Source organism: Marinobacter sp. UBA2498 (assembly GCF_002341575.1).
In the GTDB taxonomy this organism is placed as follows: Bacteria; Pseudomonadota; Gammaproteobacteria; order Pseudomonadales; family Oleiphilaceae; genus Marinobacter; species Marinobacter manganoxydans.
In genome coordinates this window covers 9,203-11,334 of the sequence record NZ_DDOI01000155.1, presented here as the reverse complement: position 1 = coordinate 11,334, position 2,132 = coordinate 9,203, and the positions used below count along the sequence as shown (strand labels likewise).

Sequence of the window (2,132 nt, the reverse complement as noted above, 5' to 3'; positions counted from 1 at the left end):
AGCGCCGGGTACCTTCCGAAACCGTGCGGAGCCATGGATGGCGGAGCCGAGCGTACAGGGACGTATTCACAGCGTGTTTCGGAAGGTACCCGGCGCTGGCCGGGCGGCAGACTCTTATCAGAAGAAGTCGAGTAGAGCTGCAAGAGAGAATTGGAGAGCATCATGAGAGAATCCTTGTGACTGCATGACTGTGCGAAACACCGCCATTTCAGCAATCCGGAGAGGAACTCCCATGGCAGAAAGCGACAAACCACCCTCAAAAAATGATGAATTATGGCAACAACGACCTGCGCGCTTGTTATCAGCACCTGCCGTGGTTAAATAGGCACACACCGGCAACGGGAAGCAGCCGCCACCATGAAGAAACACGTTGTACTGATCGAAGACGAACCCGCCATCCGCGACAACTACCGCGCCGCATTCGAGCGCCGTGGCTATCGCGTGACCGCCCATGGCGACCGGTCGTCGGCCTGGCAGGTGCTGCGTCAGTCGTTACCCGACCTGGCCATTATCGACGTCGGGCTGGGCGATGAACCGGAAGGCGGTTTTGCCCTGTGTCAGGACCTGAGATCACTGTCCCAGACCCTGCCGATTATCTTCCTGACCGCCCGAGACAGCGACATCGATTCCGTCCACGGTTTGCGCCTTGGGGCCGATGATTACGTCACCAAGGACATGAGCCTGGACCACCTGCTGGCCCGGGTTACCGCCCTGCTCAGACGGGCCGATGCCTGGGCCGAAGCCCTCCAGAAGCCGGACGAAGTGCTCCAGCGGGGCAAGCTCACCCTCAATGTGGATCGCATGACCGTCGCCTGGGACGAAACCCCCATCGACCTAACCGTCACCGAATTCTGGATGCTGCACTCGCTGGTCCAGCATCCGGGCCATGTGCGCAGCCGCGAACAACTGATGGAAGCGGCCAGCACCGTGCTGGACGACAACACGGTCACCTCTCACATCAAACGTATCCGCCGCAAGTTCCAGCAGATTGACGCAACCTTTGACGGCATACAGACCGCCTACGGCATGGGTTACCGCTGGAACGCCCGTGAGGTCTGATTCTTGAACCTCAAGCGCCAGCTGTTCGTTGCCAGCCTGCTGATGCTGCTGATTCCCTGGGCAGGCCTGCAGTTTGTCCTGGAACTGGACGATGCCCTCCGACAACAGGCCCGGCAGCAACTGCAGGCCCAGGCCGTGAGACTGGCCGAGACTGCCGGCGATCAGATCATCGGCACCCCGGTTGTCAGGGCTGATGAACCCGCCATCTACGTTGAACCGCTGACCGGCAACCTGAATCTGGATGGTTATGGCGATGACTGGCCGGGGTATGACGAGGAAAACCAGGCAAGAAACTGGCAAAGAGTCGCCAGCGGCAAAGCCGGGGAAACGGCTCTGCAATGGCAGGCCGCTACCGATAGACGGAACCTGTATCTGCTGATTCGCGTTAGCCATAGGCAACCCGTGTTCTTTAATCCCGGCAGCCCGGAACAGGCCCATGACCGGCTGAGGCTCTGGCTGGAAACCTCTGGCGGCAACCTCGCCCAGGAATCCGGCCGGCAATCGTGGTTACTGCGCACACCGGCTCCCGGCCAGCTCTATGGCCTTGAAGAGAAAGGCGGCCAACCCGACTATCGCCTCTCCGGCTTTTTGCAGGGCGCCGGCGATGGCTGGCAGCTGGAACTGAAACTGCCCATGCCTGTCGACCGCAGCCGCCTGGGTTTTGCCGCCTTATGGGGCAGTGATCAGGTAACCGGCGTCTCCACGTCGGTTGACCCATTGCCGGTGCTGGTCAGTCGAAATCTCGCCCTGGAGCGACAGCTGGAACCACAACTTAACCCCGGCCAGCAGGCCCGACTGGTTGAACCGGCCGGATGGGTCATCGCGAGACAACAGGCTGACTCAGCCGTCACAGCGCCAGAGTTCGACAGTCTCAGCCCGGTGCAGGTGATCGAAAAGATCAGTCTCAATGCACTCAGAGGCCTGGTACGCCTCTACCAGCCAGAACCCACCTCAATCGAAACCGACACCAACCGTGTGGACGTTGAGGCGCTACCGGAAACGAGCCTGGTCCGTCATGAAGATGACAGCGTCTGGCTGCTGACCACTCGGGAGGTCTTCGGTGGCCGCACGCT

General features: G+C 60.6%; 1 protein-coding gene and 1 pseudogene. Both read left to right on the top strand.

Annotated features, from left to right (window positions below; translation table 11 throughout):
* The first annotated feature begins 357 nt into the window (after positions 1–357).
* A complete protein-coding gene (pdsR, locus tag B2W52_RS21490) occupies positions 358–1,059 on the top strand; it encodes a proteobacterial dedicated sortase system response regulator (protein WP_273069399.1) in 702 nt (233 codons plus the stop codon).
* A 3-nt stretch (positions 1,060–1,062) separates the two neighbouring features.
* Positions 1,063–2,132, top strand: a pseudogene (locus B2W52_RS21485) (histidine kinase); the annotation flags it as partial.

Coding starts and splice junctions, on each gene's coding strand:
- pdsR (WP_273069399.1), top strand. CDS start 358: ATGAAGAAACACGTTGTACTGATCGAAGACGAACCCGCCATCCGCGAC.